The organism is Streptomyces sp. NPDC051909 (assembly GCF_040681095.1).
Classification (GTDB): domain Bacteria; phylum Actinomycetota; class Actinomycetes; order Streptomycetales; family Streptomycetaceae; genus Streptomyces.
On record NZ_JBFAYA010000067.1, the window covers coordinates 1 to 4,610 of the forward strand.

The 4,610-nt window shown below is 65.6% G+C and carries 6 protein-coding genes and 1 pseudogene; 6 read left to right on the top strand and 1 reads right to left on the bottom strand.

All coding sequences use genetic code 11. The features are described from left to right. The 3 genes from AB0M18_RS36315 to AB0M18_RS36325 all read left to right on the top strand — a co-directional run. Positions 1-1,056, top strand: a 1,056-nt coding sequence (locus tag AB0M18_RS36315; protein ID WP_365765652.1) for a hypothetical protein, incomplete at its 5' end; no start/stop codon positions are given. Then, on the top strand, positions 1,053-1,355 hold the full coding sequence (locus tag AB0M18_RS36320; RefSeq protein ID WP_360068895.1) for a hypothetical protein: 303 nt from the start codon (positions 1,053-1,055) through the stop codon (positions 1,353-1,355). The genes AB0M18_RS36315 and AB0M18_RS36320, both read left to right, overlap by 4 nt. Positions 1,356-1,495: 140 nt before the next feature. Next, positions 1,496-2,908, top strand: a complete 1,413-nt coding sequence (locus AB0M18_RS36325; protein ID WP_365765654.1) for a protein rep — start codon at positions 1,496-1,498, stop codon at positions 2,906-2,908. 297 nt (positions 2,909-3,205) lie between these two features. Here the strand turns inward: AB0M18_RS36325 and AB0M18_RS36330 are convergent, their stop codons facing one another. After that, positions 3,206-3,493, bottom strand: coding sequence for a hypothetical protein (locus AB0M18_RS36330; RefSeq protein ID WP_360068903.1), 288 nt, complete (start codon positions 3,491-3,493; stop codon positions 3,206-3,208). A 130-nt stretch (positions 3,494-3,623) separates the two neighbouring features. On the opposite strand from AB0M18_RS36330, the gene AB0M18_RS36335 reads away from it, so the two are divergent. From AB0M18_RS36335 to AB0M18_RS36345, 3 genes and pseudogenes are all read left to right on the top strand, one after another. Next, on the top strand, positions 3,624-4,034 hold the full coding sequence (locus AB0M18_RS36335; protein WP_360068901.1) for a hypothetical protein: 411 nt from the start codon (positions 3,624-3,626) through the stop codon (positions 4,032-4,034). A 3-nt stretch (positions 4,035-4,037) separates the two neighbouring features. Beyond that, positions 4,038-4,163, top strand: coding sequence for a hypothetical protein (locus AB0M18_RS36340; protein WP_360068899.1), 126 nt, complete (start codon positions 4,038-4,040; stop codon positions 4,161-4,163). Positions 4,164-4,188: 25 nt separating this feature from the next. Further along, positions 4,189-4,610, top strand: a pseudogene (locus AB0M18_RS36345) (hypothetical protein); the annotation flags it as partial.

A 4,610-nucleotide genomic window follows, 5' to 3' on the forward strand; every position in this document is an offset into this window, starting at 1 on the left:
TGGCTGGCCGACGCGTGGGGCTGCGAGACCGTGGAAGTGAAGCGGCTCGCGGCCGGACTGGTGGAGGTTCGCGGCATCGTCGGCAACCCGCTGGACGAGCACGCGCCGTACGCCTGGCCCCAGCCGGACGAGTGGGTCTTGCCCATAGGTCACAACCCGTGGATGCGCCAAGTCGCCATCCCGCTACGGCAGTTGAGCGGCATCAAGGTCGCCGGACTCCCCGGCTTCGGCAAGACCATGCTGATGCTCGCCTGGATGGCCTCGCTCGCCAACCGCGCCAACGTCCAGTTCGCCATCTTCGACGGCAAGACCTCCGACGCCCGATACGGCGACTGGGGCCCGGTCGGCTCCCGAGCCATGTTCGTCGTCGGGGACAACCCGGAGACCGCCAACCAGCGGCTGACCGAACTCGTCCGGCTGCTCAAGGACCGCCCGGCCTCGCTGACCGAGGAACGCGGCACCCACAAGTTCTGGAAGCACGGGCCGACCGAGACCAACCCTCTCGTCGTCGCGATCTTCGATGAGGTCCACAACTACTCCGACACCAAGGGCCTGACCGGCAAGGACAAGCAGGTCATCGAGTCCAACCAACGCATGATGCAGACCATCGCCAAGGAGGGCCGCGCCCTGGGCGTCCTCGGCATCTTCGGCACCCAGAAGCAGACCTCGGACGCCATCCCGACCGCCGTCCGCGACAACCTCGAAGTCGGCATCTGCTTCCCCGTCTTCACCATCGACGCGGCAGAAGCCGCCCTCGGCGCCGGGATCCGCAAGGACGAGGCCAACGACCCGTCCGTCCTCGTGGACAAGGACACCAACGTCGGCGTCTGCGTCATCACCGGCGTCCCCGGCCTGGGTGGCCGCTACGACCGGATCCGCGTGGGCGACCTGGACGAGGACCAGCTGCCCGGCTTCATCGCCTCGACCGCCCACCTTCGCCGCGACGTCATCCCCGCGGCTGCCCCGACCGTCGTCGACGTCTCTGCCGAAAGCGCCGGCGCTTCCGTCCCGCTCCAGAAGGACACCAAGACGACCCGCAGGAGGAAGGCGTCATGACCCCCGAGCACGTCTACACCCCGACACCCCTGCACATCGCCCCCGGACAGGCCCTGAGCGCCCCTCAGAGCCTCCAGCACCCCCCGGCGTACGTCATCGTCCAGCAGGCGGCCCCACAGCCCTCCTGGCTGTCCCAGAACGGCGGCAAGCTCATCGCCGGTGCCGGGGCCGGTGCCCTCGTCGTCGCCGTCCTCCTGGCCGTCGCCGTCGTCGCGGTCGCGGTCGGCGTCGGGGCCATCTCGCTGGCCATCGGCTGGTACGTGATCAAGAGCCTCATGGGGCCCGAAACGAAGAAGTGACCGCCCGGCGCGTCGAAACCGCGCCGGGTGGCCACACAGACAGGATCGCACCACGGAGAACGACGGAGGCCCGAACCGGTGACACGGTCTCGGGCCTCTGGTCTCCGCTCAACCTGCGACAGCAAAACGGAGAGACGTCTGTGGACAGCCTAGAGCAGAGCCCTGCCATCGACCACCCCGCCGATCTCGTGTCGGACGAGCCCGGATCTCTGGACGCGGAACAGGCTCGCGATGTGCTCCGGAAAGCCGCCTCCCGCCGGGTCTCCCCGGCCCCCTGGGCCGAAGGCAGGAGGGGGGCCGGGGCCGCCCCCGGCGGCCCGGCGGGTGGCCAAAGTACGTACTACGCGAACAATGTTTCACCGGACGAGGAAAAAACGGGCCCTGACCAGGCAAAAGAGGTCTGGCAGGAGCGTCGTGGCAAGCGGTTCGCGCAGAGGGTCGTCCTACGGCGGATCAGCACGTTGCCGCGTGTCCAGAAGTGCGGTCTGGTGACCAACGGCAACGAGGGCAACGGGTCCGCCGCCATCGTCGTGAACGAGGGTCACGCCTCCTGGTCCGGCTACTGCTCGTGCGGGTCCATCTGGGCCTGTCCCGTCTGCGCCGCGAAGATCCGCCTCGTCCGTGCCGACGAGATCGCTCGGGCCGTCGCCAAGCACATGATCGAAGACGGCGGTACCGCCTGGATGGTCACCCTGACGGCCCGTCACAAGAAGTACCACGACCTGGCCCCGGTCCTCGATGCCGTCGCCAATGGCTGGCGTCGGCTCATGTCCGGCAAGGCATGGGCAGGCGACAAGAAAACCGGTCTCCTCGGTGAAAAAGACAAGCTCGGAATTCGCGGCTATATCCGGTCACTCGAAGTGACGTGGGGTCACCGGAATGGATTCCACCCGCATTTGCACGTCGTCGTTCTCATGAACAACGAAACCACAGAAGAACTCGCCTACATGATGGGTCGCTGGTGGAAGACCTGGCGGGCCTGGATGAAAAAGCACGGTTACGAACCGACCGAGAAGCACGGCATCGTCTGGTCCAAGGTCACAACTCCTCAGGAGGCAGGCGAATACATCGCCAAGCTTCAAGAGGGCAGGGGACTCGGAAACGAAATCGCTCGTGGTGACATGAAGTCCGGAAGTCTCAAGACCTTGGCCCCGTTCGAGCTGCTGGAATACTTCCGGCTCACCGGAGACATGGACGTGATTCCGGTCTGGCGACAGTACGAACAGGGAACCTTCAACCGCCGGGCGATCACCTGGAGTCGCGGCCTGCGGCCCGAGCTGCTGCCGAAGGAGGTCGAGAAGACAGACGAAGAGGTGGTCAACGACAAGGTCGCCGGAGAACGCTGGGCGGTTCTGCCGGCCGAATCGCTCAAGCGGATGCGGCAGACTCCGGGGCTCGAAACGCAGCTCCTCGATGCGGCTGAGAACGGAGGCTTCGCAGAGCTGGTCAATCTCCTTACCGCCTACCACCTGGAATTCGAAGTCGGACCTGACGCACCATCAGAAGAAGATGACGGTTCGTCAGATGTGGATGAGGAGTCTGCCTTAGCGTGATCAACAACGCTAGGGTTGGGGAAGTGTTTACCTAAAGGTGATCTGCGGGGCGAGAGCATGAAAAGGGGCCATTACACTTGTACCAATGGAGAGGGCTGGATGCCCTCACCGCTCTTGTGGGCACTCGGCCCCTTTTCTTGCTCTCGGAGGGGCCCCGCTGATCAGCTTTAGGTAAAGACTTCCTCGGCCCGGAATCACAAAAAAACGCGACCGCCTGCGGCGGAAGCTCCGGCCCCCGCCGGGAAACAAGCGAAAGGCCCCGCCGAAATCGACGGGGCCTTTCTTGCGTCACCGCGCCTAATCACGAAGCCTCTTGTAGATCGCGGTCCGGCTCACCTTCGCGGCCTTCGAGACCTCGGTGGTCGTCAGGGCTTTCGACTGAACGGCGTGCACAGACAGTTCGGTCTCAGCAGTCTTCGCCTCTTCGGCAAGGTCAGACAGAGCCCGGATCAGGTTCCGGTGCCACTCGGCCGGATCACGGGCCATCGCCGCGTCGGCATGTCCGAGGTATCCGGCAAGCTCGGAGATCGCTTGCAGCCTGACCTGCATCTTCGTACGGATCTCAGCCGGTACTGACTCAGACATGTTCGACCACCCTTGACTACGTTCGGCGAAAACCTGGTTGACAACCCCCGTGCATGAAGTTCAGAGTAGAGCACGCAACGCCCCGTAGACGAGCGATCGTCACCTGACGATCTGTCAGAAGGAGACATCCATGCCCGCGATCTTCCACGTCGACCAGGCCCGCACCTTCAAGATGGTCATGTTCCTCAGCTCCGCCCCGAAGACCGAGTTCGGCAACAACGCCAAGCAGGCGGTCAACAAGGAGGGCGTCCCCCAGTGGGTGGTTGAGGTCGTGGCCGGGTTCGAGCAGTTCGGCCGGATCACCAACGAGGTCCTGAAGGTCAACATCACCGCCCACCGCGACCCGGCCGAGGCCCTCGGCGGGATGCCGCAGCCGGTCCACCTCGACGGCTTCCGCGTGGGCGTCAGCCCGGTCGAGACCAAGAAGGACAAGAACGGCAACGACGTGGTCCGGGGTGGAACCGCCTGGTACGGCGCCGACGGCCTGACCGCCGCGAACGCCGTGCCCGCGTCCCGCAAGACCGCGTCTCAGGAGGGCTGATCGGTGATCTGTCCTGAGTGCGGTTCGGACGAGATCACCGAGTACAGCTACGACGGCGGCAAGACCGTCACCGGCTACGAGTGCCGCGACTGCGGTCACAACTGGAAGGCTGATCGTGTCCAGCACTGACGCTCTGGGCCTCGCTCCCCTGGTCATGATCCTCACGCTCGTGGGGCTCGTGGCCTGGGGGGCGGCCCGCCTCTTCATCGCCACCTACCGGTACATCCGGGCCACCCCGTTCCAGCGCCAGCGCATGCGCCATGCCTGGCGAGTCGGGCGCCAGTGGAAGCGGCTCGCGCCGAACGTCGGCCTCGCCCGGATCGATGAGAACACCAAGGGCCGCAAGGACTGGCAAGGCAAGGTCGCCAAGCCCGTCACGGTCGTCCCGAAGGTCAAGGTCTTCCCGGAGCCGTGGGGCATCCGGGCCGTGGTCAAGACGATCCCGAAGGTCGGGGTCGCGGAAGTCGAAAAGGCCGGCGGATGGCTGGCCGACGCGTGGGGCTGCGAGACCGTGGAAGTGAAGCGGCTCGCGGCCGGACTGGTGGAGGTTCGCGGCATCGTCGGCAACCCGCTGGA